The sequence below is a fragment of the Arthrobacter sp. Z5-13 genome, from assembly GCF_056499105.1.
This window is the reverse complement of the sequence record NZ_CP096460.1, coordinates 1,739,717-1,764,489: the sequence shown is the minus strand read 5'-3', so window position 1 is coordinate 1,764,489 and position 24,773 is coordinate 1,739,717. Positions and strand designations below refer to the sequence as shown.

The 24,773-nt window shown below is 63.0% G+C and carries 20 protein-coding genes and 1 riboswitch; of the genes, 5 read left to right on the top strand and 15 right to left on the bottom strand.

Translation table 11 applies throughout. The annotated features are described in order from the left end of the window. Positions 1-9: 9 nt before the first annotated feature. Positions 10-1,092 (bottom strand): amidohydrolase family protein, encoded by a 1,083-nt coding sequence (locus tag M1E02_RS08315; RefSeq protein WP_479377595.1) that lies wholly within the window; start codon positions 1,090-1,092, stop codon positions 10-12. A gap of 97 nt (positions 1,093-1,189) precedes the next feature. Next, a riboswitch (TPP riboswitch) is annotated at positions 1,190-1,297 on the top strand. Here M1E02_RS08315 and thiC point away from each other — a divergent pair. Beyond that, a complete protein-coding gene (gene thiC / locus M1E02_RS08310; protein WP_479377594.1) occupies positions 1,293-3,137 on the top strand; it encodes a phosphomethylpyrimidine synthase ThiC in 1,845 nt (614 codons plus the stop codon). (Overlaps the previous riboswitch by 5 nt.) Here the strand turns inward: thiC and M1E02_RS08305 are convergent. After that, on the bottom strand, positions 3,106-3,840 hold the full coding sequence (locus M1E02_RS08305) for an alpha/beta fold hydrolase (protein ID WP_479377593.1): 735 nt from the start codon (positions 3,838-3,840) through the stop codon (positions 3,106-3,108). The two genes, thiC and M1E02_RS08305, sit on opposite strands and share 32 nt — an antisense overlap. Before the next feature lie 56 nt (positions 3,841-3,896). Beyond that, positions 3,897-5,483: a signal recognition particle protein gene (gene ffh / locus M1E02_RS08300; protein ID WP_479377592.1), complete on the bottom strand. Its 1,587-nt coding sequence runs from the start codon at positions 5,481-5,483 to the stop codon at positions 3,897-3,899. 163 nt (positions 5,484-5,646) lie between these two features. Between ffh and M1E02_RS08295 the strand changes: the two genes are divergently transcribed. Then, a complete protein-coding gene (locus M1E02_RS08295; RefSeq protein ID WP_479377591.1) occupies positions 5,647-7,041 on the top strand; it encodes a glucose-6-phosphate dehydrogenase in 1,395 nt (464 codons plus the stop codon). Positions 7,042-7,177: 136 nt separating this feature from the next. On the opposite strand, the gene M1E02_RS08290 is transcribed toward M1E02_RS08295, so the two are convergent. Both M1E02_RS08290 and M1E02_RS08285 read right to left on the bottom strand, forming a co-directional pair. Further along, positions 7,178-7,516, bottom strand: coding sequence for a P-II family nitrogen regulator (locus M1E02_RS08290; protein WP_247045651.1), 339 nt, complete (start codon positions 7,514-7,516; stop codon positions 7,178-7,180). Continuing rightward, the gene (locus tag M1E02_RS08285; RefSeq protein WP_479377590.1) at positions 7,513-8,871 is read right to left on the bottom strand and encodes an ammonium transporter; all 1,359 of its coding nucleotides are present in this window, start codon (positions 8,869-8,871) and stop codon (positions 7,513-7,515) included. The genes M1E02_RS08290 and M1E02_RS08285 overlap by 4 nt, the downstream gene beginning before the upstream one ends. 341 nt (positions 8,872-9,212) lie before the next feature. Between M1E02_RS08285 and M1E02_RS08280 the strand changes: the two genes are divergently transcribed. Further along, the gene (locus M1E02_RS08280; protein ID WP_479378103.1) at positions 9,213-10,367 is read left to right on the top strand and encodes an MFS transporter; all 1,155 of its coding nucleotides are present in this window, start codon (positions 9,213-9,215) and stop codon (positions 10,365-10,367) included. A 7-nt stretch (positions 10,368-10,374) separates the two neighbouring features. Here the strand turns inward: M1E02_RS08280 and ftsY are convergent, their stop codons facing one another. The 7 genes from ftsY to coaD form a co-directional block, all read right to left on the bottom strand. Then, positions 10,375-11,589 carry a signal recognition particle-docking protein FtsY gene (gene ftsY / locus M1E02_RS08275; protein WP_479377589.1) on the bottom strand — a complete coding sequence of 405 codons (1,215 nt, stop codon included), beginning with the start codon at positions 11,587-11,589 and terminating at the stop codon, positions 10,375-10,377. 89 nt (positions 11,590-11,678) lie between these two features. Beyond that, a complete protein-coding gene (locus M1E02_RS08270; RefSeq protein ID WP_479378102.1) occupies positions 11,679-15,362 on the bottom strand; it encodes an AAA family ATPase in 3,684 nt (1,227 codons plus the stop codon). Positions 15,363-15,552: 190 nt separating this feature from the next. Then, entirely contained in the window at positions 15,553-16,548 is a 996-nt protein-coding gene (gene mutM / locus M1E02_RS08265; protein ID WP_479377588.1) for a bifunctional DNA-formamidopyrimidine glycosylase/DNA-(apurinic or apyrimidinic site) lyase, read from the bottom strand. 8 nt (positions 16,549-16,556) lie between these two features. Next, entirely contained in the window at positions 16,557-17,276 is a 720-nt protein-coding gene (rnc, locus tag M1E02_RS08260; RefSeq protein ID WP_479377587.1) for a ribonuclease III, read from the bottom strand. Between the two features lie 23 nt (positions 17,277-17,299). Then, positions 17,300-17,503 (bottom strand): 50S ribosomal protein L32, encoded by a 204-nt coding sequence (rpmF, locus tag M1E02_RS08255; protein ID WP_479377586.1) that lies wholly within the window; start codon positions 17,501-17,503, stop codon positions 17,300-17,302. A 37-nt stretch (positions 17,504-17,540) separates the two neighbouring features. Beyond that, a complete protein-coding gene (locus M1E02_RS08250; protein WP_479377585.1) occupies positions 17,541-18,065 on the bottom strand; it encodes a YceD family protein in 525 nt (174 codons plus the stop codon). Between the two features lie 185 nt (positions 18,066-18,250). After that, the gene (gene coaD, locus M1E02_RS08245; RefSeq protein ID WP_479377584.1) at positions 18,251-18,733 is read right to left on the bottom strand and encodes a pantetheine-phosphate adenylyltransferase; all 483 of its coding nucleotides are present in this window, start codon (positions 18,731-18,733) and stop codon (positions 18,251-18,253) included. A 112-nt stretch (positions 18,734-18,845) separates the two neighbouring features. Between coaD and M1E02_RS08240 the strand changes: the two genes are divergently transcribed. Next, the gene (locus tag M1E02_RS08240; RefSeq protein WP_479377583.1) at positions 18,846-20,054 is read left to right on the top strand and encodes an aminotransferase class I/II-fold pyridoxal phosphate-dependent enzyme; all 1,209 of its coding nucleotides are present in this window, start codon (positions 18,846-18,848) and stop codon (positions 20,052-20,054) included. Further along, positions 20,054-20,839 (top strand): spermidine synthase, encoded by a 786-nt coding sequence (locus tag M1E02_RS08235; RefSeq protein ID WP_479377582.1) that lies wholly within the window; start codon positions 20,054-20,056, stop codon positions 20,837-20,839. Before M1E02_RS08240 ends, M1E02_RS08235 begins: the two co-directional genes overlap by 1 nt. Before the next feature lie 18 nt (positions 20,840-20,857). Here M1E02_RS08235 and rsmD read toward each other — a convergent pair whose 3' ends face one another. From rsmD to M1E02_RS08220, 3 genes are read right to left on the bottom strand one after another with little or no spacing between them, the layout of a single operon-like run. Further along, positions 20,858-21,433, bottom strand: a complete 576-nt coding sequence (rsmD, locus tag M1E02_RS08230; protein ID WP_479377581.1) for a 16S rRNA (guanine(966)-N(2))-methyltransferase RsmD — start codon at positions 21,431-21,433, stop codon at positions 20,858-20,860. 45 nt (positions 21,434-21,478) lie between these two features. Beyond that, positions 21,479-23,746 (bottom strand): ATP-dependent DNA helicase RecG, encoded by a 2,268-nt coding sequence (locus tag M1E02_RS08225; protein WP_479377580.1) that lies wholly within the window; start codon positions 23,744-23,746, stop codon positions 21,479-21,481. Next, positions 23,736-24,773: a DAK2 domain-containing protein gene (locus M1E02_RS08220; RefSeq protein ID WP_479378101.1), complete on the bottom strand. Its 1,038-nt coding sequence runs from the start codon at positions 24,771-24,773 to the stop codon at positions 23,736-23,738. The genes M1E02_RS08225 and M1E02_RS08220 overlap by 11 nt, the downstream gene beginning before the upstream one ends.

The following is a 24,773-nucleotide window of genomic DNA, read 5'->3' as shown; positions in this document are numbered from 1 at the left end:
GGCACTTCCCTAAAGAAGCACTTCCCCTCTCAGCACGATGTTCCGGAGCGTCTTCAAGGTAGTCAAGGACTCGCGGGGATCTTCGGCGCATACCAGCACATCGGCGCTGGCACCTTCCGTCACGCCTTCGGCGCCCAGCCAGGCGCGTGCCGCCCACGCCGCCGAGTCCAGCGCGGCGGCGGCAGGGAGTCCGGCTGCGTTCAAGGCGAGGACTTCGTCCACAATCCGTCCGTGCGCTATGACTGTTCCCGCATCTGTGCCGGCAAGGATTCGCACCCCTGCTTCGAATGCCTCCAGGACGCGCTCGCTCCGCCGCTCCCACAGGGAACGCATGTGGGCGGCGTAGATAGGAAACTTCCCATCGGCCCTGGCGGCGATATCTGGAAAAGTGGCGACATTAATCAGCGTGGGAACCAGGGGAACAGCCTGCTCCACTAAGCGGGGAATGTGGCGCGGCAGGAGGCCGGTGCCGTGTTCAATGGAGTCAACCCCGGCGTCGAGCATGTCATCCAGGGTGTCCTCGGCAAAACAGTGGGCGGCCACCCGGGCACCCTCCTCATGTGCCGCGAGGACAGCATCCTTCACCGCCCAGGCAGGAAAGCTGGGCGCGAGATCCCCGGCCCCGCGGTCTATCCAGTCCCCCACGAGTTTGATCCACCCGTCGCCCGCGCGGGCCTGCTTCCTCACAGTTTCCGCCAGATCCCGGGGCTCCACCTCCAGGGCGAGGTTCTTCAGGTAACGGCGGGACCTGGCAACATGCCGTCCGCACCTGACGATCCGCGGCATGTCCCTTCGCTGCTGCAGCCACGCGGTTTCACTGGGCGAGCCGGCATCGCGGACCAGCAAAGTTCCGGCATTCCGGTCCAGCATTGCCTGGGCTTCGGCCACGTGGTCAGGCACTTCACCTTCCGGGCCCAGACCTATGTGGCAATGCGCATCGGTGAGTCCCGGCAGCACCCAGCCATCGAGGACGACGTCGGGGTCCCTTGCAGGACGATGAAAGGTCAACTTCCCGTCTACAGCCCACATGCCGTGGCGCTCCGCATCAGGGGACGTGAGCACGGCTCCGCTGAACTCAATGATTTTCGGCATGGGCAAAAGCCTAGCGGCGGACTGCAGCACGATATTCCCTCGGAGGGCGGAAGCTGCCGTCCTGCCGGTTGCGGAAGGCACCGGTGTGATAGCTTCATTACGACCACACGGGTGCCCTTGCAGGGGCTGAGATCGGGCTGACGCAGCTTGCGACCGTTGAACCTGTCCGGGTAATGCCGGCGAAGGAAGTGAGTATTCCCTTGAGTACCCCAGAACCACAGCACAGCCCTGTCCAAAGTCCATCCGGCGAAACACAGTCCCTGAAGTCACACTCCCTCACCTACCTCTCCGATGAAGAAAACGGAATCAAGGTGCCGGTGACTGCGATCGCCTTGGAGGACTCCCCCAACGGAGATAAAAACGGTCCTTTCCACATCTACCGGACGGCCGGTCCCGGCAGCGACCCGGTGGTCGGGCTCAGGCCGTTCCGTTCAGAATGGATTGAAGTCCGTGGGGACACCGAGCCGTACAGCGGACGGGAGCGCACCCTGCTCGACGACGGCCGCTCGGCTGTCCGTCGGGGAGCAGCTTCAGCGGAATGGAAGGGAGCACAGCCGGTGCCCCGCCGCGCCGTCGGCGGCAGGACAGTCACCCAGATGCACTACGCACGGCAGGGCATCATCACTCCGGAAATGCGTTTTGTGGCACTCCGCGAAAACTGCGACGTTGAGCTGGTCCGCAGCGAGTTGGCCGCAGGCCGGGCCATCATCCCGAACAACATCAACCACCCCGAGTCCGAGCCCATGATCATCGGCAAGGCATTCCTGGTGAAAATCAATGCGAACATCGGGAACTCGGCGGTGACAAGTTCCATTGCCGAAGAGGTGGACAAGCTGCAGTGGGCCACACAGTGGGGTGCCGACACCGTGATGGACCTCTCCACCGGCGACGACATCCACACCACCCGCGAATGGATCATCCGAAACTCCCCCGTGCCGATCGGAACCGTTCCCATCTATCAGGCGCTGGAGAAGGTCAATGGTGAAGCCAATGCGCTGACCTGGGAGATTTTCCGGGACACCGTCATTGAACAGTGTGAGCAGGGCGTGGACTACATGACCATCCACGCCGGCGTCCTGCTTCGCTATGTCCCGCTGACTGCCAACCGGGTTACGGGCATCGTGTCCCGTGGCGGCTCGATCATGGCCGGCTGGTGCCTTGCCCACCACGAGGAGAACTTCCTTTACACCCACTTCGATGAGCTGTGCGATATTTTCTCAATGTACGACGTCGCGTTTTCACTGGGAGACGGACTGCGGCCCGGTGCCACAGCGGACGCCAATGACGCCGCGCAGTTCGCCGAACTGGACACTCTTGCCGAGCTCACCCAGCGTGCCTGGGAATATGATGTCCAGGTCATGGTGGAAGGCCCCGGGCACATCCCCTTCCACCTTGTGCGGGAGAACGTGGAACGCCAGCAAGAACTCTGCAAGGGAGCACCCTTCTACACCCTTGGCCCGCTCGTCACCGATGTCGCCCCGGGCTATGACCACATCACATCTGCCATCGGAGCCACGGAGATCGCCAGGTACGGCACCGCCATGCTCTGCTACGTGACTCCCAAGGAACACCTGGGCCTGCCGAACAAAGACGACGTGAAGACGGGTGTCATCACCTACAAGATCGCCGCTCACGCCGCTGACCTTGCGAAGGGCCACCCCGGAGCGAATGAGCGGGACGACGCACTTTCCAAAGCGCGGTTCGAATTCCGCTGGCGGGACCAGTTCGCACTCTCACTTGATCCGGTAACGGCCGAGGCTTTCCATGACGAGACTCTGCCGGCCGAACCGGCAAAAACCGCCCATTTCTGCTCCATGTGCGGTCCCAAGTTCTGTTCCATGCGGATCAGTCAGGATATTCGGAACGAGTTCGGGTCCGCGGAGGCACAAGCACAGGTTGCAGAGAATGCTGCAATGACGGCCGGTATGCGGGAGAAAAGCCAGGAGTTCCTGGCTGCTGGCGGGAAGGTGTATCTGCCTGAATTGCTGGTTCCGGCAAATTCCCCTGGTGGGCTCAGGAAGCCCGGGAGTGCTGACGCCGGCTGACGTCAGCCAGGAATGACCGGATGATGCCGTCTCCCTCGACGGAATCGTGAGGCCGGTGCCCTCCCGCGGCAGTGCGGTGAAGGGCGCCGGTTTCGCGCAGGTAGGCGGCAATCTCCTCATAGAGTGGCTCCCACCCTCCTGTGAGGACCAGGGTTGGCACCCCCGGCACGATGTGGAGTGGCGCTTCCCAGGGCGGAGCCTGCAGCCGGAGCCGCCTCGCCGCCTTACGCGCCTCTGGCGTAGTTGGACCGGGTGTTTCCGCTGAAAAAGCACGGCGGACGAATTCCCGCTGGAAGTCTTCGTCCCCAAGCTGGTGCCTGACATCGAACAGCGGCTCCATGAGCGACCTGTGGGCGGCGGTCGCAGGTAGTTCGGCCGTCAGGGAAAGGCAGGCGGGCTCCACCAGGGTCAGGGAATACACAAGGTCCGGGCGTTCCACTGCTGCCATCATTGCCGAGATGGCGCCCTGGGAATGCGCCACGACGTGACCGCCTGCTGCGCCCCGGCCCTCATCGCTCAAAGCCCCCAGAACTATGCGGGTGTCAGCGTCGAAGTTGGACTCCAGCGGCTCCGCCTCGACATCGAATCCGTAACGCCGCAAGAAGAGGGCGTCATAGGCCAGCGCCATGCCGTGCTGCTTCGGCCAGGCCGCCGATCCGAAGCTGCCTGAGCCGTGGACGAACACTACCCGCTGCTTGAACATGACCCAACCCTAAGGCAAGGCCCGGGCACTGTGCCCGGGCAACATCAACGCCTCGGTTACTTGTTTCCGCCAAGGAACTTGTCGAAGCCCTTGGGCAGGTTCAGCTGGGCGGGATCGAAGTCGCCGCTCTGCTGGCCGAAGGCGGCACCAGTGGGAAGGGCCTTCGCGGCCTGCGAGCGGCGCGTTTCGGCGTCGCGCAGTTCCTGGGCCGCCTTGGCAGGATTTCCGGACCGCGCCTTCTTCTTCGGGGCGTTCTTCGCACCCTTGCGGGCACCAGCCCCGTTGCCTGCTCCGGGCATGCCCGGCATCCCCGGCATGCCGCCGCCCTGGGCCATCTTCTTCATCATCTTCTGGGCCTGGGCGAAGCGTTCAAGCAGGCCGTTCACCTCGGAGACGTGCACACCCGAGCCGCGGGCAATACGCGCCCGGCGTGAGCCATTGATGATTTTCGGCGCGACGCGTTCGTGCGGCGTCATGGACCGGACGATGGCTTCGACCCGGTCAATTTCCCGCTCGTCGAACTGCTCGAGCTGCTGGCGGATGTTTTGGGCACCCGGCATCATCATGAGCATCTTCTTCATGGAACCCATGTTGCGTATCTGCTGCATCTGGGCCAGGAAATCGTCAAGGGTGAAGTCTTCCTGGTCAGCGAATTTCTTCGCCATCCGGGCAGCTTCGTCCTTGTCCCAGGACTTCTCGGCCTGCTCGATGAGGGTGAGGACGTCACCCATGTCCAGGATGCGCGAGGCCATACGGTCCGGGTGGAAGAGCTCGAAGTCATCCAGGCTTTCACCGGTGGAGGCGAACATGACCGGCTTACCGGTGACCGAGGCGATCGAGAGCGCAGCACCGCCGCGGGCATCGCCGTCGAGCTTGGAGAGCACGATGCCTGTGAAGTTGACGCCTTCATCGAAGGCGAGCGCCGTGTTGACGGCGTCCTGGCCGATCATGGCGTCGACGACGAACAGCACTTCGTTGGGGACAATGGCCCGGCGGATGTTCCGCGCCTGATCCATCATGTCGGTATCCACGCCGAGACGTCCGGCGGTATCGACAATCACGACGTCGTGGAGTTTCTGCCGCGCCTCCTCCACACCTGCGCGGGCAACGGCTACAGGATCGCCGGCCGGGTGCTCAAGCTCGGAGGTGGCGCCGGGGTGCGGTGCGAAGACCGGTACGCCAGCCCGCTTACCCACCACCTGAAGCTGGGTCACCGCGTTGGGCCGCTGGAGGTCGCAGGCAACGAGGAGGGGGCTGTGACCCTGGGACTTCATCCATTTGGAGAGCTTGCCGGCGAGGGTGGTCTTTCCTGCACCCTGCAGACCCGCCAACATGATGATGGTGGGGCCTGTCTTGGCGAGGCGGATACGCCGGGTTTCACCACCGAGGATCTCAACGAGTTCCTCGTTGACGATCTTTACGATCTGCTGGCTCGGGTTCAGGGCACCGGAAACCTCAGCACCGAGTGCACGCTCGCGCACCCGCGCGGTGAATTCACGCACTACTGGTACGGCGACGTCGGCATCCAGGAGGGCGCGACGTATTTCACGGACCGTGGCATCAACATCGGCCTCGGTGAGGCGGCCCTTGCCGCGGAGATTCTTGAAGGTTGCTGCCAACCGGTCAGAGAGTGAATTGAACACGCGCCGTGCACTTCTTTCAGTTGTTCTCGGATGACGGCCACTAAGGCGCGCCAACGTCGGGACTGGTGTTCGTCCGGACTGCTCGTCCGGACGGACTGCCTCGACAACGGGACTCGACTATCTAGGGTACCAAGAGCCACCTTCAAGATGGCATGCTGGCAGGGTGACCAGCCAATCAAGTGTAAAAACCCTCCTCATTCTGGGTGCTTCCGGTGATCTCACCGGCCGGCTCCTGCTACCCGGGCTCGCCAGACTCGCCGCCAGGACCCGTGCAGGGGGCCTTAAGCTCGTGGGTGCAGGCTCTGACCCGTGGACTCCGGAGCAGTGGCTCGAACGGGTGAATACCTCCTTCGCGGATGCGCTAACCGAGGCCGATCCTGACGGAAAGCGGGAATTGGAGAGGATCGCCCGCTCTACCGGATACCACCAACTGGATGTGACTGCCGGAGGCGAGCTTGGGGCTCTTTTGAAACAGTTGGAAGCCCCGGTGGCCGTCTACTTTGCGCTCCCGCCGCAGGTCAGCCAGAAAGCCTGTGAAGTCCTCACCCCGGAAGAAGTTCCGCCGGGGACACGGCTGGTGATGGAAAAGCCCTTCGGCTCCAGCGAGTCCACTGCCCGGGAACTGAACACGACCCTTGTGGGCCTTGTTCCGGAGGACCACATCCATCGTGTGGACCACTTCCTGGGAAAAGCCACTGTGTTGAACATCCTTGGGCTCCGCTTCGCCAACACGTTCCTGGAACCTGTCTGGAACCGGAACTACATCGAGAAGGTGGAGGTCATCTTCGAGGAGGACCTCGCCTTGGAGGGGCGCGCACGGTATTACGACGGCGCGGGTGCTCTACGGGACATGATCCAGAGCCACCTGCTCCAGATCATGGCGCTCATGGCGATAGAGCCGCCGGCAACGGTGGGCGAACGCGATCTCAGGGATGCCATCAGTACCGTCCTGCGGGCGAGCAGCATCAAGCCGCCGTTCAGCAACACCTCCCGGCGGGCCCGCTACACAGCCGGCTCCATTTCGGGAAGGAGCATCCCCGATTACGTCCAGGAACAGGGGGTTGATGCGGCCAGGGACACGGAGACCCTTGCAGAGGTCCGCGTTGAAATAGACAACTGGCGCTGGCAGGGAGTCCCGTTCATCCTCCGCTCGGGAAAAGCCATGGGAAACAAGCGCAAGGAAGCGGTCATCACCTTCCGGCCTGTGCCGCACCTTCCGGCCGGATTTACAGGCGTGGACTCCCCTAACCAGCTCCGGATCGGATTCGGGCCTGACACACTTCAGTTCGACGTCGACGTCAATGGTCCGGGCAATATCCTGAGCCTCGACCGCACAACGCTGAACGCTGTGTTGAGTGCCTCGGACCTCCTTCCTTATGGCGAAGTCCTGGAAGGGGTGCTCACCGGGGACCCGTTGTTGTCCGTGCGCGGCGATGCCGCGGAGGACTGCTGGCGCATCGTGGACCCTGTCCTGCGGGCCTGGTCAAACGGCGAGGTGCCTCTGGAGGAGTACGACGCCGGAACAACAGGACCGGCTTCCTGGCCGGGTTCGCCATAACCGGGTTCGCGTAACAAGATTCGCGTAACAAGATTCGCCGGACAAGCAAAAGCGGGCCGGATACCTTTTCAGGTACCCGGCCCGCTTTTTGCTTCAGCTGTATCAGCCTCTGGTCCTTGAACTAGATTGCTGCGAACTAGATTGCTGCGGAACCGCGTTCTCCGGTACGGACCCGGACGGCTTCGAAGACGTCCACGGTCCATACCTTGCCGTCACCGGCGCGCCCCGTGTTGGAGCTGGCGATGATGACATCGAGGATGTCGTCTGCCTGTTCGTCGGTGGCCAGAACCTCCACCCGGATCTTCGGCAGCAGGTCCACGTTGTACTCAGCACCGCGGTAAACCTCGGTGTAGCCGCGCTGCCGGCCGTAGCCGCTGGCCGCGCTGACCGTCAGGCCCTGTACCCCGTATGCTTCCAGCCCTTCACGGATGGACTCGAGCTTCTCCGGCCTAACGATTGCTGTAATCAGTTTCATGCGCCCACGCTTTCCTTACCTGCTGCTGCATCAGTCTTTGTGCTGTCTGCGGGTGCTGCTGCGTCGCCCTGCGGCTTGCCGGTGATCAGTTCGTGCAGCGGCTGGAAGCTTCCGCCGTGGCCGCCGACGCCGAACTCGTAAGCGGTCTCTGCGTGCAGGCTGAGGTCCACGCCCACAGCTTCCTGCTCCTGGGAAACCCGGAAGCCCATGGTCTTGTGAATGGCCAGGCCGATCACGGCTGTGAGGATTGCCGAGTAGGCAATGGCGATGCCGGCTACTGCCAGCTGGGCCCACAGTTGGGTGAAGCCGCCGCCGTAGAAGAGGCCGCCAGCGGCGCCCTCATTCGGCAAGGCGATGAAGCCCAGCGCCACTGTGCCGATGATGCCGGAGACAAGGTGGACACCCACAACGTCCAGGGAGTCATCGAAGCCCCAGCGGAACTTCAGGCCAACAGCCAGGGCAGATGCGATGCCTGCAATGAGGCCGAGGCCCAGTGCGCCGCCAGGACTGACGTCTGCACAAGCCGGGGTGATGGCCACGAGGCCTGCGACAACACCGGAAGCTGCGCCCAGGGAGGTGGGGTGTCCGTCGCGGATACGCTCAACGATGAGCCAGCCGATCATGGCTGCGGCAGGTGCCGCGAGGGTGTTGACCCAGATAGTGCCACCCTGCTCAGCAGTAGAGGCCAGGCCGCCGTTGAAGCCGAACCAACCGAACCACAGGATGGCAGCGCCGAGCATGACGAAGGGGATGTTGTGCGGGCGGTGGTTGGGATCCTTGCCGAAGCCCTTGCGGTTGCCGATGATCAGGACGAGGATCAGAGCCGCCACACCGGCGTTGATGTGGACAACGGTACCTCCGGCGAAGTCGATCGCAGTGCCGAGGGCCTGGCCGATTGCGCCGTCCGCGCCGAAGAGGCCGCCGCCCCAGACCATGTAGGCCAGCGGGCAGTAGACAAGAGTTACCCATACCGGCACGAAGACAGTCCAGGCGCCGAACTTGGCGCGGTCCGCGATGGCACCACTGATCAGGGCCACGGTGATGATGGCGAAAGTAGCTCCGTAGCCTGCAAGGATGAGGCCATTGGGCGACTCCGCGGAGTTGACGCCCTCAAGACCAAAGCTGGTGAATGGGTTTCCGACAATCTGCAGGAAGCCTTCACCGCCCGTCATGGAGTAGCCCCAGAGGACCCAGACAACGCTCACGATGCCGATGGAGATGAAACTCATCATCATCATGTTCAGCGCCGCCTTGGCTCGCGTCATGCCGCCGTAAAAAAATGCCAGCCCTGGTGTCATGAACAGCACGAGTGCCGCCGCAACCATGAGCCATACGTGACCTGCGGTAAGTTCCATGGTGCACGTCCTCCCTTGCCTGATGCTTGATAGATGCTTGTTTGATGCTGCGAAGTGATCCGCTTGCCAACGCCTTGTTTGCGTTCTTAGAAGATTTTGGCTGTGCTGTGTTTCACTCACGGAGGATTTAGATTGCCGGGTTGTTACAAGAATCTCCCGGAAGTAAATGGTGCATATCCTGCTTGTTACGGATATGTTTCACGAGTCCAAACCCCCTCCTTTTCTTCAATCGCTAGGAAGCAAGCGCCATGACCGAACGATCCCCTTCCGGCAACGGGACCAAGGGAATTTCAGCGGATACCGCATCGACCGGCAGGGGACTCCCCCGCGATATCAAGGTGATGTTGGTTGCAGCGTTCCTTATTGCCTTGGGATTCGGCCTCGTGGCACCTGTACTCCCGCAGTTCGCCACCACTTTCGACGTCGGCGCTACTGCTGCCGCGGTGATCGTGAGCATTTTCGCCTTCATGAGGCTTGTCTTCGCACCGGCGGGCGGGGCATTGATCGTCAAGTTCGGCGAGCGGCCCATTTATGTGGGCGGGCTGCTGATCGTTGCCGTTTCCACGGCAGCATGCGCGTTCGCCCAGGACTATTGGCAACTGCTCATTTTCCGGGGGCTGGGCGGGGCAGGGTCCGTGATGTTCACGGTGGCCTCTATGGCATTGGTGGTGAGGCTCGCTCCGCCCGAAAGCCGCGGGCGGGTTTCCGGAGCCTATGCTTCCGCGTTCCTGATCGGCAACGTTTGCGGACCAATCGTGGGAGGCCTGCTGGCCGGATATGGGCTGCGGGTTCCGTTCCTGGCGTACGCCGGGGCACTGGTGTTGGCGGCCGTGGTGGTTCAGACACAGCTCACCCACGTGGCGGGTTCGAGGGAAGCAGGTAAGGCCGGCCCCGCTATGGAGCTTGGCGACGCGCTGGCCGACAGCGTTTACCGCGCAGGCCTGGTCTCAAGCTTCGCCAACGGCTGGGCCACCTTTGGCGTAAGGATGGCCACGGTCCCGCTGTTCGCGGTGGCCGCTTTGGGCGCCGGCACTGAAGCTGCGGGGTGGGCGTTGGCGGTTTTCGCCGCGGGAAACGCCGCTTCGCTCTCATTCTCTGGACGGCTGGCAGATTCTTTGGGACGCCGACCAATGATGATCACCGGCCTGCTGCTGACCGGTGTGGCCACGGGGGCCATCGGATTCACGTCCGACATGGTCTGGTTCCTGGTGGCATCAGCTGCGGCCGGCATCGGCTCAGGGATTCTGGGTCCGGCGCAGCAGGCTGCCATTGCCGACGTGATCGGAAGCGAACGGTCAGGAGGCCGTGTTCTCGCGGTGTTCCAGATGACGGCCGACATCGGCGCCATCATTGGGCCCGTGCTTGCCGGCGTCCTGGCGGACCAGCTTGGGTACGGCTGGGCGTTCGGTCTCACGGGCGGCGTGCTGGTGGTGGCCGCCGTCGCCTGGCTACTGGCCCGGGAGTCCCTGCAACGCCCGTCCAGTCAGCCGGCCTAGTGTGGTGCTAGTTCAGGAGGGCGTCCACGAAGCCTTCAGCTTCGAACGGTGCCAGGTCATCAGCGCCCTCACCGAGGCCGATGAGCTTAACTGGCACTCCAAGTGATTTCTGGATGGCGACGACGATCCCGCCCTTGGCGGTGCCGTCGAGTTTGGTGAGCACGATGCCCGTGATGTTGACTACCTCAGCAAAAACCCGGGCCTGGTTCAGCCCGTTCTGGCCGGTGGTCGCGTCCAGGACCAGAAGGACCTCGTCCACCTCTGCGAGCTTCTCGATGACCCGCTTCACCTTGCCGAGTTCGTCCATCAGCCCGGTCTTGTTCTGAAGCCTTCCGGCGGTGTCAATCATCACCACGTCAACTTCCTGGTCGATACCGGCCTTGACCGCCTCATAGGCGACAGAGGCAGGGTCCGCACCCTCGACGTCGGACTTCACGGTGGCTACGCCCACGCGCTGGCCCCAGGTGGCCAACTGCTCAGCGGCGGCTGCGCGGAAAGTGTCAGCAGCGCCAAGCAGGACGTCCTTGTCCTCGGCCACCAGTACCCGGGCGAGCTTGCCCACGGTGGTGGTCTTGCCGACACCGTTAACGCCGACTACCAGCATCACGGCAGGAGTATCGGCGTGGCGCTCCACCCGCAGGCTCCGGTCCATTGAAGGATCCACCAGCTTGATCAGCTCTTCGCGCAGGAGTGCCTTGACCTGTTCCGGCGAGCGCGTGCCAAGTACCTTGACCCGTTCGCGGAGGGCGTCCATCAACTCCATGGTGGGGCCGGTGCCAAGGTCGGCCAGCAGCAGGGTCTCTTCGACCTGGTCCCAGACGTCCTCGTCGATTTTGTCGCTGGACAGCAGGACCAAAAGCCCCTTGCCCAGGATGTTGTTGGACTTGACCAAGCGTTCCCGCAGCCTGTTCAGGCGGCCGGCTACCGGAAGTGGTGTTTCAACCGGAATGGTTTCCAGCCCGGCAACGTTATCCGGCACCTCTGTGATTTCAAGGTCTTCGAGGTCGACGCCGGCAGGAGCGTTGCGCTCCTTACCAGCCACAGGCCTCTCCTCAACCAGTGTGCCGCGGGATCCTTGCTGCGGCTCCTCGGGATCGTTCAGGTCACGCGTTCCCGGGTAGCGGTTGATGTTCTTCCGGGTCTTCATGAAAACCGGAATCAGGCCGCCGATAACCACCAGGGCAGCAAGAATGGGCAGAAGAATAGGGAGGATGTCGTTCACTCCCCTAGCTTCTCACAATCGGGAACGGTGTTTTTTTGAAGGCCGACTGGCCTCAGCGCTCCCCGGGCCCCGAAGGTGAGAGCCTCTACTCACACCTCAGCAGCGAGCCGTTGGCTGATGACGGTGGAGACACCATCTCCGCGCATGGTCACACCGTACAGCGCGTCCGCAACTTCCATGGTCCGCTTTTGGTGGGTTATAACGATTAGCTGGCTGGATTCCCGCAGTTCCTCGAAGATGGTGATGAGACGGCCAAGGTTGGTGTCATCAAGGGCTGCCTCCACTTCATCCATAACGTAGAAGGGTGACGGCCGGGCCTTGAAAATGGCAACAAGGAGAGCCACTGCCGTGAGGGAGCGTTCGCCGCCTGAAAGCAGTGAGAGCCGCTTTATTTTCTTTCCGGCCGGGCGGGCTTCAACCTCGATGCCGGTGGTAAGCATGTCCGTGGGATCGGTCAGCACCAGCCGGCCTTCACCACCCGGAAACAGCCGGGCAAACACCCGCACGAACTGGGCTGAAGTGTCGGCGAAAGCCTCCGCGAACACCTTCTGCACGCGATCGTCGACTTCCTTAATGATGTCCAGGAGGTCCTTGCGGCTGGAGCTAAGATCTTCCAACTGGGTGCTGAGGAACTGATGCCGTTCTTCGAGGGCTGCGAATTCTTCCAAGGCAAGCGGATTGACGCGGCCCAACGAGGAGAGGTCCCGCTCAGCCCTTTTCAGGCGTTTTTCCTGTTCCTCCCTGACATAGGGCTTGCCCTCCAGGACAGGGTTTCCCTCTTCATCTACCGGCGCGCGCAGGGAGGCCCATTTATCGGTTGTTTCCCCTGCAGGCACCGGAACCGGCAAATGGGGGCCGTAGTCAGCTATGAGTTGGTCAGGGGTAAGCCCAAGTTCTTCCACCGACCGGAGCTCGAGGGCCTCGATCCGGAGCTGCTGCTGGGCGCGGGCCAGCTCATCCCGGTGCACGGAGTCGGTCAGGTCAGCCAGTTCCCGGGCAAGGGCATCGTTTGCTGACCTCACTTCCACGAGCTCGCTGTCCCTTGCTTCCTTCTGTTCCTCGGCATGGTCGCGTTCCTGCCGGGCGAGTTCAACCGATACATCGACGAAGGCGGCCGCCTGCTCCACGCCGGCGGCGACGGCAGCGGCGCGGGCAGCCTGGAGGCGCCGCCTGGCAGCCCGCTGCGCTGCTTCCTCCCGCGCGCGCCGCTCCGTAGCGGCCGCCCTTTCAATGGAAGACGCCCGGTTTCGGGTGGCAGTCAGTTGTTCTTCGGCACTCCTCAGCGAGAGCCTGGTGTCCATTTCCGCAGCCCTGGCCAACGAGGCCGCCAGCGCCAGGGCGTCCCGGTGCTCGGAGGATGGTTCCTGGTCCGCGGGAGCCTCCTCCGCTGCGGCCAGACGGGCAGCTATCTGCTGCAGAGCGTCCCGCTCACTCAGGATGTTCGCCTCTGCTGCCGTCAACGAGGCAGCAAGCCTTTCGCTCTCCCCCACGGCACTGCGCAGCACGGAATTCAGATGGCCAAGGCGTTCGGCGACAGCTGCCAGCCTGGCATCCGAATCGTGCAGTTTCTCGAGCGCAGCGTCCGTCCTGTCCTGGGCCTCCGCCCTTTTTGACTCTGCGGCGGCCAGCGCAAACCGGGTTCGCTCCAACTCAGCCACAACGCCTTGGATCCGGGCATCGGCGTCGTCGACGGCGGCCTGGACCTCCAACAAGGACGGAACCGAAGCCGAACCGCCGGTGACCGTCAGAGCCGTAAAGACGTCCCCGGCTCGCGTCACGGCCGTCAGTTCGGGTCGATTTGCGACGACCCCCGCGGCGGACTCCAGGTCCTCAACAACGACGACGCCGGCAAGCAGTTCTGCCAGGGCCCCCTCACCCCGCCGGGAAGTTTCACCCTGCTCCGAGGATTCAATGAGCTCTGGGCCTTCAATGAGCACCGGGGACTGCACAAGCGCCAGGGCCCACCGGGCACCAGCCGGGAGCTCTGGACTACTTGGAGGAAGCTCCTGCCCGTGTGTTGCTGATAGCTCCCTTGCCACCGATCCGAGGGTGCCCGCCCCAGCTCCAGCGAGCAGCAGCGAGGCACGTCCGGCGTCGTCGTCCTTCAAAAGCTGAACTGCTTCAACGGCCGTGCGGGCGTCCCGAACCACCACGGCATCTGAGCACGAACCGAGGGCCGCGGCGATAGCCGCTTCGTAACCGGCCTCGACCTTCAGCGATGAGGCCAACGTGCCCATGGCTCCCGGAAGCCCGGCATCAACGATGTGGCTTGTTCCGTCCTTGCGGTTCAGCCCCATTTGCAGGGCATCGCGTCTGGCAGCCAGAGCATCCCGTTCGCGTTCAGCCTCGCGCTCAGCAGCTCTCAGCTCTTCGATCTCGGAGAGAACTTCCTCGAGGAGGGCACTGGCGTTTTCGTAGTCGGCGTCGAGGCTTTCCTCGCCATCCTCCACCCCTGCCACTTGGGATTCGAGGGCGGTGAACTCGGATTGAGCAAGACGGCGCCGCTCATCACCTGCAGCTTTTGATTCCCGAAGGCGTCCCAGCTCAGCTTCTGCCGATTCCACGCGGGACCTCGCAGCGGCAACCTGGCCGGCCAGACGTGCCAGCCCTTCGCGCCGGTCCGCCGCGGCCCTGAGCACTGAGGCGAGTCGCCTGTCCTCGGCTGCCGCCGCTTCTTCGGCCTCTTTCTTTCCCGTTGTCGCTGCTTCCAGCTCACCGCTTTTGACCGCGATGAGGTGCTCCAGCTCAGCCTGTTCGGCCCGCACCCTTGCTGCCTGCTTTTCCAGCTGTTCAGGATCCCGTCCGGAGTCGGGAAGGGGGTCGGAGGCGCCAAGCAGCCGACGCCTTTCCGTGGCCAGGGATCCAAGCGATCGGAGACGCTCCCGGTGAGCTGTCAGCTGGTACCACGTATCCCGAGCGGCGCTGAGCCGGGGCGTGGCTTCGGCTGCCAGCTGTTCCAAAGCGGCCTGCCGCCGTCGACCACCTTCAAGCTCCAGCTCCACCACACCACGGCGCTCCTTGAGAGCAGACTCATCGGCAACGTCCTGTTCGAAGGCGGACTGCAGCTGGACAAGGTCGTCGGCGAGGAGCCTTGCCCGGGCGTCACGAACCTCGAACTGGACTGTCTGGGCACGCCGGGCGATTTCCGCCTGCTTGCCAAGCGGCGTCAGCTGACGGCGTATCTCTGAGGTCAGGTCACTGAGCCGTTGGAGGTTGGCCTGCATGGCCTCGAGCTTGCGGACAGTTTTTTCCTTGCGACGGCGGTGCTTGAGGATGCCGGCGGCCTCCTCGATGAAGCCCCTGCGGTCCTCGGGTGTTGCGTGCAGGACCTTGTCGAGCTGCCCTTGTCCGACAATCACATGCATTTCACGGCCCAGACCAGAATCCGAGAGCAGTTCCTGGATATCCAACAGACGGCAGCTGGCGCCGTTAATGGCGTACTCGGAGCCGCCAGTCCTGAACAGGGTGCGGGAGATGGTGACCTCGCTGTATTCGATCGGCAGTGCGCCGTCGGTGTTATCGATGGTCAACGACACGTGCGCCCGGCCGAGGGGTGGCCGGCCGGACGTTCCCGCAAAAATAACGTCCTCCATCTTTCCGCCGCGCAGGGTCTTGGCGCCCTGTTCACCCATGACCCAGGCCAGCGCGTCCACCACGTTGGACTTGCCCGAACCGTTGGGACCCACCACAGCAGTGACGCCTGGCTCAAAATCGAAGGTCGTGGCCGACGCAAACGACTTGAATCCCCGGACAGTCAGGCTCTTAAGGTGCAAAGTGGTTCGGATCTCCTGAATAGCTGCGGTGCTGGTTGATGCGGACAAGGTTGTACAAGCAAGGTGACGGAAGCAGCGGTAGCTTTCCAGCCCAAATCTACTGCGTGGCAACGACAATCAGCGGATTTCCGCCGGTTTGGGCGGCAGATTTGCCGTCCATCATTCGTCGGAGTGCGACCGGCAGGAGCGGCTACCAGCGTCCGTTTCGTGGTCTCGGCTGGCAGACGGGACAAGTGTAGGAGGAGCGGTTCATGAACTGCTCCCTCTTCATCAGACTGACCAGGCCGGCTTCCGCGCACCGCTTGCACTCCTGGCCCTCCCGGCCATAGGCATTCAGGGAACGGTCGAAGTAGCCGGAGGCTCCATTGACGTTGACATAGAGGGCGTCGAAACTGGTACCCCCGGCGGCCAGGGCCTCCAGCATCACCTCGCGGGCAGCCTCGATCACGCGCAGCGCTTCTGCCTTTCGAAGCGTGTCAGTGGGACGGGCGTAATGCAGCCGGGCTTTCCATAGCGCCTCGTCTGCATAAATGTTGCCGATGCCCGAAACAAGGCCCTGATCCAGGAGCGCACGCTTCAGCCCTGTCTTGCGAAGACGCAGCCGCCGATAGAAGGCATCGAAGGAGAAATGGGGATCCAGGGGGTCACGTGCAATGTGGGAGGCCTCCTCGGCGATCATCGGCAGAGGCTCCTCGGCGAGCCCGCCTGGGCCGCCGTCGTCTGTTGGAACAAGCGAGGTGACGAAAAGCCCGCCAAAAATCCGTTGGTCCACGAAACGCAGTTCTTCGGGCATGCCGTTGCTGGGACTCAGCCGAAGCCGGACCTTCAGGTGTTTTTCATCAGGTTCCGCGGCATCCTCGACCAGCAGTTGGCCGCTCATGCCCAAATGGGCCATCACCGCCACAGCCGGACGAGTGTTCCGAAGTGAAGCCGGCCCCGAGGCCGGTTCCGTGGGTACACCTGCAGGGTCGGGTTCAGCTTCGGCCAGCGGCATCCACAGGAACTTGCCGCGGCGGACAACATCGAGGACCGTCGCGCCCTCAAGATTCCCCACAAAGTCCTCAGGACCCAGCAGATGCCTGCGGACGGAACGGGGATCGAGTACATCCACCGAGATGATGGTGCGTCCGCGGACCCAGTTCACCAGGCCGCGGCGCACGACTTCTACTTCAGGCAGCTCGGGCAAGGAACCGCCTAGACGCCCGCCTGTGTACCGGATGCTGCGTTGGCGTCCTGGGGTGAGGAGAGCTTGCGCCAGGCATCGGCGGCCGCTTCCTGCTCCGCTTCCTTCTTCGAGTGCCCGGCACCTTTGCCATAATCGGTTCCACCGATGCGAAGCACGGCCTGGAAAGTACGGGCGTGGTCCGGGCCGGAACCCTCAACGGCATAGTAGATGCTGCCCAGTTGCCGGCTGGCAGCCAGCTCCTGGATGCTGGTCTTCCAGTCGGTTCCGGCACCAAGGGCGGCGGCGTCCTTTAGGAGCGGTCCGATAAGGCGCATCACCAGCTGGCGGGCGGTCTCGATGTCATTGGAGACATAGGTGGCCCCGATCAGGGCCTCCATGGTGTCCGCAAGGATGGAAGCCTTGTTCTTGCCCTCAGTGAGTTTTTCACCCTGGCCAAGATAGATGTACTCCCCGATACCGAGGCTTCGCCCGATTCCTGCCAGCGCCCTTGTACTGACGACGGCGGAGCGTCGCTTGGCGAGATCACCTTCCGGCAGGGATGGATTGTCACGGTACAGGGCGTCAGTGACGGAGAAGCCAAGGATGGAATCACCCAGGAACTCCAGACGCTCGTTGGTGGGTATGCCGCCGTTTTCGTAGGCATAGGAGCGGTGTGTGAGCGCAAGACGAAGCGTCCCGGCGTCAATAGAGACACCGAGACGCTTCAGAAGCTCTTCAGTTGAAGACATCTTGTTCAGCCTTGTATGGCCGATTAGACGTCCGCGACCCTGCGGCCCTTGTACTCAAGGAACAGCGCAGTGCCAGCCGAGTCGGTAACGACCTTTGCCTGGTGCGGCAGGCTGTAGGTAACCTGGCCGTTCTCAACGGTCTTCACCAGGTGGGGGGCGGTCGCCTTCCACTGGGAACGGCGGGCGCGGGTATTCGAGCGAGACATTTTCCGCTTGGGAACAGCCACGGCTAACTCATTTCTCTCTTAGTCCAACACTTACAAATCAATTTTGCCGGTCAGGCTTAGCCAGATCAGCTAGGGCAGCCCAGCGAGGATCTACGACCTCGTGGTGGTGCCCCGGCTCGTCTTCCAGGCGCGCTCCGCATTCGGAACAAAGGCCCTGGCAGTCTTCCCGGCACACCGGCTGGAACGGCAGCATGGTAATCACTGCGTCCCGCAACACCGGTTCAAGATCGATCAGATCGTGCTCGACTCGACGTTGCTCTTCATCGTCTTCTCCTTCAGAGAACTGAACGCCCTCGTAGAAGAAAAGTTCTTGCACATTGACCTCAAGGTCATACGCAAGGGGATCCAGGCATCGGCCGCATTCGCCTGAAACTTCGGCGATTACATTTCCTGATACCAGAATTCCTTCGTGTACGGCCTCAAGCCTCAGGTCCAGTTCGATATCCGAACCTTGCTGAACGCCAATGAGTGCTACACCAAGATCACCTGGTGCAGGTACATGCTCCGTCAGTGTCCGCATGCTTCCCGGACTGCGTCCGAGGTCCTTGACGTCAAACACCAAGGGCGAACTAGCATCTCGTTTAATGAGAACTCCTGTTGAACATATGACCGACGTACCATCTTAGCCTGATGGGCGGTGCGGACTCAAACTGAAGGCCGAACCGCTGCATGCAGCGCTTGCCATCGGGGTGAATGCCACAGTCGTCGGGCGATGTGTACCGATAGAGCTTACCCTCTGGGCGGTGCTTATGCTGAAGACTCGCCAGCAAGCATACGTTTGAGGACCGACCTGGGGACAAAGTCCGAGACGTTGCCGCCCAGGGAGGCGACTTCCTTTATCAAGGTGGAGGACAGATGGAGGTAGTGCCCTTCAGCGGGAAGGAAGACAGTTTCCACGCCGCTTAGCTGCCGGTTCATCGTGGCCATTGGCAGCTCGTAGTCAAAATCCGAGGACGATCTCAAGCCCTTAACGATGGCGGACACACCGCGCTTGCGGCAGTACTCCGCCAGTAAGCCCTCCCCTACAGGCTCCACCACGATCCCGCGCAGTGATGCGAGCGTTTCCCGTGCCATATCGATGCGTTCATCGAGCGTGAACCGGTACTTTTTCGCATAGTTCGTGGAGACGGCCACAATGACTTCGTCAAAGAGCCCGGCCGCCCTGGCGATGACCTCCAGGTGACCGTTATGGATGGGATCAAAGGAACCTGGGCATACTGCGCGTCGCATATTCCGAACCTACCCCATGGGCGGAGCGGGATACCATGACAGCACCGCATGGACGCGCGATTGAGCCGGAGATAAGCCCGGGATAAGCCGGGAAAGCACAGACAGGAACCACGTGACCCGAACAACTCCTTCCCCTTGGCAGCGGGCAGCCACCGGAGCCAATCTGCTCGCCGCCGACGGTTCCCTTGGCGTCACAATCTTCGAAGAGATGACCACCCTCGCGGTGAAGACCGGCGCCATCAACCTGGGCCAGGGATTTCCGGACGAGGATGGACCCGCCGAGATCAAGGCGGCGGCGCAAGCTGCCATCGCCGCCGGCGCCAATCAATATGCCCCTGGTAAGGGAACGGTGGAGCTGAGGGAAGCCATTGCAGGCCACCAGGACCGGTTCTATGGGCTCCGGCCGGATCCCCGCACTGAGATAATCGTCACGACCGGGGCCACGGAGGGTATCGCGGCCACCCTGCTTGCACTTGTGGAATCTGGGGACGAGGTCCTCACGTTCGAGCCGTTCTATGACTCCTACGGCGCAATGATCGGCCTCTCAGGGGCCACGCATACCACTGTGCCCCTCCTCGCGCCGGACTTTATGCCCGATGCTGCGCTGATGGAGGAAGCCTTCACGGAGCGGACCAAGGTGGTGCTGATCAACAATCCCCACAACCCCACTGGCGCTGTGTTTCCCCGTGAAGTGCTTCAGCGCGTCGTCGACCTGGCAACCCGGCACAATGCCGTCATCGTCACGGATGAGGTGTACGAGCACCTCACATTCGGTGTCCCCCATATTCCCGTCGCCACCCTTCCCGGTGCCGCGGAGCGCACCATCACCATCTCCTCCGCCGGCAAGACCTTCTCGTTTACCGGCTGGAAGATCGGCTGGCTCAGTGGCCCCGAACATCTGGTCGCCGCCATCCGGACCGTGAAGCAGTTCCTGAGCTACAGCTCCGGCACACCGTTCCAGGGTGCCATTGCGGTGGGGCTTGGCCTTCCTGATGATTTCTACACCGGGATCGCCAAGAGCCTGGAGCGCAAGCGTGACATCCTCAGCGAAGGCCTACGGGCCGCAGGCCTGGACGTGTTCACACCACGGGGCACATATTTCGTGAACGTCGACACCTCCCCGTTGGGAATCTCCGATGCCGTGGATCTGGCCCGGCGGCTACCGGCGCTGGTAGGCGTTGCTGCCATACCCGTTCCGGTGTTCTGCCATCCGGAAGGTGCAGAGCGCACCCGGAGCCTCCTGCGCTTCGCCTTCTGCAAAAAAACGGCAGTCCTCGAAGAGGCTGCCGCTCGCCTGGCGACGCTGCGGGACAGGCTCTGATGATCAGCCGCAGCGGCCCGCCAGCCGCTCGGTTCCTCCAAGGCATCGGACAACACGCCAGCATAGAGCCGGATGCTTACACTCAAGGCGGCTACGTCCTCAGCATCGGGGGCGCGGAGCAGTCCCACGTAAACCTCGCCGACCCCCATGAGGTCTTTTATGAGTATCTGCGGAGGATCGCGAACGTGGTGGATCTCGCCGCCCCTCCCGGCCAGGCCGTCCACGCGCTGCACCTTGGCGCAGGTGCCCTCACACTGGCCCGCTACATTCAGGCCACCCGGCCCGGTTCGCGCCAGTATGCAGTTGAGCTGGAACGGGAACTGCTGGACTTTGTCCTCCAGCACCTTCCTTTGCCTGAAGGGACTGATCTGACTGCGATTGTTGGGGACGCCCGCGAGTCCCTTGCCGACCTTCCGGCCGGCCTCTCTTTCGACGTGATTATCCTGGACATCTTCTCGGGCCCGGAAGCCCCCGCGCACATTGCCTGCAGCGGGTTCTACGAAGAGGCGGCTGATCGACTGGCTCCGGGAGGAGTCCTCATCGTAAACGTGGGTGACGAGCCGGGGCTAAGCCTCGTCCGGAGCCAGGTTGCAGCCCTGCGGAGGGTATTCCAGGCGGTAGCAGCAACGGCTGAGGCCGGGATGTTCGCAGGTCGCTACCCGGGCAACATTGTCCTGGTGGGAACGCAGCAGGCATGGCCGGAGGAATGGACGACGTCCCTCAAGTCCCGTGCACCCCATCCGGCGAAGGTGCTTGCCGGAGTGGACCTCGACGCCCTCAACTGACCGAATCAGCCACAGGCTCTAATCCCCGGCGGAGGGTTCAGCGAACCACAATTTGGTTTCGCCGTATTTTCGTTCCGCAAATCGTTCCATGGAGGCAGGCCACTGCGGTTCAGGGGTCCGCGACGAACGTTCCACCACCACCACGGCAGCGTCGGCGAGATGTCCGGACAGTTTCTCCAGAACAGCGGCGAGGGCAGGCTCATCCAGCGGATAGGGCGGATCCAGGAACACCAGATCCCAGAGGATTCCCGCCTCGGCCCGTTCAAGAAACGGCTCCACCTTTGACCTGTGAACCGAGACGTTCTTGCTGCCCAGCGCTGTGTTGATCATGTCCGCATTCCGCTGGCAGACGGCGCTTGCCTTCGCATCGGATTCCACGAGGTCCACGGCTTCGGCACCACGGCTGGCGCTTTCTACGCCCAACGATCCTGAACCCGCATAGAGATCCAGAACCCTGGCCCCGGCGATGACGTCGAAGGCCTCCAGCCGGGAAAACAGTGCCTCCTTGACCCGGTCCGTGGTGGGTCGCGTCAACGAACCCGGGACGCTGACCAGGGGTGTCCCGCCGGCCACACCGGCAATGACCCGGCTCAAGCCGCTCCCCCGGAGCGCAGGCCGGATTCCATGGCGGCATTTGTCTTAGCCTCGCTCAAGGAAGGCCTCCTTTTCAGGGTTCAGGTATTCGTCGATGGCTGCAGCCAGGACAGGATAGGTCAACAGCTGCGGATCCAGGCCGACAATGCGTTGGGCATCCTGCCGTGCGCGTGCAATGACATCCTCATGTTCCAGCACCCTCAACAGCTTCAATGTGGAGCGGCCGCCAGACTGCGAGGCTCCGAGGATGTCCCCTTCGCGGCGAAGCTTGAGGTCCTCCTGCGACAGCTCAAAGCCGTCGGTGGTGGCTGCGACGGCGTCCAGCCGTCGGCGGCTCGGATGCCCGGGTTCCAGGGTGGTCACCAGCAGGCAGGTCCCAGGGAATCCGCCGCGGCCAACCCTGCCGCGGAGCTGGTGGAGCTGGGAAATGCCAAACCTGTCGGCATCAAGGATCACCATCAGTGTGGCGTTATGGACATCCACTCCTACCTCGATGACCGTGGTGGAGACAAGAAGTTTGACCTGGTTCGTGGTGAAGGACGCCATGGTCTCCGACTTCAAGGCGGGATCCTGCCTACCGTGAAGTGGTGCCAGAGGCACACCGGCGAGGACTGGTTCCTCCTTGAGATGTTCGACGACGGCGGTCACCGAGGCCAGTTCGCGCCCGGTCGTATCATTTTCTGGTTCCGCTCCGGAAGGCTCTGCCTCGCCGGGGCTGAAGTCGCCGTCGTCGTCCGTGCCGATCTTGGGGCACACCACGTATACCTGGTGTCCGGCGTCGATCTCTTCCCGGGATCTCGACCAGATCCGTGCTGCCCAGGCCGGGTTCTCGGCCAGGCCGACAATATGAGTGGAAATCGGGGCACGCCCGGCGGGGAGCTCGTCGAGGACCGACGTTTCCAGATCACCGAAAACGGTCATCGCGACGGTCCGCGGGATGGGCGTGGCGGTCATGACCAGCAGGTGTGGCGGCTTGCGGGCTTTGGCGCGGAGGGCATCGCGCTGCTCGACTCCGAAACGGTGCTGCTCGTCCACCACAATCAGGCCCAGGTCGTAGAACAAGACGTTTTCGCTGAGCAGGGCGTGAGTGCCGATGATGATGCCGGCTGTTCCGGAGGCCGCATCCAGCATGGCCTGCTTTCGGGCAGCCGTCGGCATTGATCCCGTCAGCAGCGTGACATGGATGCCATCGGTTGCCCCGGCCGCATCCCCGCTGCCAAGGAGACCATCGCGGACCAGCGGGCCGAGGGTCCGGCGGATCGACTCGAAGTGCTGGGCTGCGAGGACTTCGGTGGGTGCGAGCAAGGCCGCCTGTCCACCCGAGTCAACAACCTGCAGCATCGCGCGTAAGGCCACGATGGTCTTTCCGGAGCCGACTTCTCCCTGCAGGAGCCGGTTCATGGGGCTGTCCTGGGAAAGCTCACCGGAAAGGGTTTTTCCGACGGCGGCCTGCCCGGCCGTGAGCGTAAAGGGCAGCTGCCGGTCGAAGGCAGCCAGCACGCCATTGGTTACCGGCCTTCGTGCAGTCGCTTCCTCGGACGCCAGCTGCGCGCGCCTCCGCGCAAGAGCCGATTGAAGGACCAGAGCCTCCTGGAACCGGAAGCGGTCCCTGGCGCGCTGCCAGTCCTGCTGCGTCTCAGGGGCATGGATCAGGCGGTAGGCCTCATCCACCGGAAGAAACTTTTCCCTGCTGGCGATGTCGGCAGGGAGCGGGTCCTCCAGGTCGCCGAGCTCAACAGTGTCGAGCAGCGTGGAGATCACTTTCTGGATGGACCAACTGGTGAGTTTGGCCGTGGCCGGATAGACAGGAATGGGCATTGCGGCGAGCTTCTCGGGGTCCACGCCCGGAGTGTCGGGGTCCTCGTCCAGCAGGAGGAAGTCTGGATTGGTCAGCCCCAGCGTGCCGCCGAACATCGTGACTTTGCCGGAGAACATGGCCCGGCGGCCAGGAAGGAGTTCAGCCTTAGCCCTATACCCGTTAAAGAAGCTGATTTTGAGCGTTCCCGCCCGGGCGCCGGGGCCTGCGCCTTGCCCGGCGGCGGTCCCGGCGTCGTCGGTAATGACGACGTCGGTCAGGGAACCACGGCGGGCCCTCATGGCCCGCGTGCTGCTGGAGACGACGCGGGCAATCAGCGTAACTTCTTCATCCAGCGGCACCTCGCTGATAGGTGTCAGCTCTCCCCTGCTCAGATAGCGGCGGGGGAAGTAATTGAGGAGCTCACCAACTGTGGTAATGCCAAGGTGCTTCTCGATGACAGCCGCGGAACGCTTTCCTATGCGACGCTCCAAGGCAAGTTTCAGCTCAGCGCTCATACCCGTTATAGTCTCCGACCTCAACATTCCGCGCCGGGGCCAGCTCGCTGACGGAGATTTCGGCGGGCTCACCCAGCGCGCGGATCAGGGCGACGGCGGGGGCCTCTTCCTTCACATGGACGTGGACCCGCCAGCGGTACTTGCCTTCCGGGTCTGCAGAATGGCCCAGCTGACTCATAATGACGGAGTCGCCCATCTGGTCAAGGCGCTGCCGCAGGGTGGCGGCATCCAGGGGCGAGAGGTTGATGGTACACATGACTTCCACGCCGTCGTCGTCGGGCATGTCGGTATGGATATGGGGGTCCTGCACGTCGTAGCCGTGCAAGCCATCCAGAAGTTCACTTTGCAGCTCTTCCCCGAGGACAGCCGAGCGCAGGCAGTCCAGGATCAGGAGCATTCCGACTCCCCCCGCATCCACCACTTTGGCCGCCTGCAGCGCATCCAGCTGGGACTCTGTACGGATCACGGCTTCCAGGGCGGCCTGCACCGCGGCGTCGAGGGCGAGGCCAAGGGCATGATTGCTGTCATCCCCGTTCAATGCTGAGTCGACGGCGGAGACTGCCCGGGAAGCAGCCTCGATCACGGAGAGCATGGTGCCGGGCACCGGATCACTGAGGGCAGTCCACGCCCTGATCTGTGCCCTGTTGAGGGCGGCTGCCAGCAGAGGCGAACTAAGCCGTGTGTGCCCGGCGAGGGGTTCAGCGGCGGCACAGAGGAACACCGAAAACAGCGTTCCGGAGTTGCCGCGGGCTTTCTCCATGGCCGCTTGCCCTGCCATTGCGAGCACGGCCCCCACATCACTTTGTCCGGCAATTCCGTGGACGGCAGCTACTGATTCCCCCGACGCGCCCTGGGGCCCGGCTGTTGCTGAGCTGCTGCGTCCGCCCAAAGCTTCCGTTGCGGCGCGGACGGTGAGATACAGGTTGGTGCCGGTGTCCCCGTCTGCGACCGGAAAGATATTGATCGCATTAAGGCGATCGCTGTGGTTTCCAAGGGCCGTTTCTGCCTTGCTCAACCACCGCTTCAT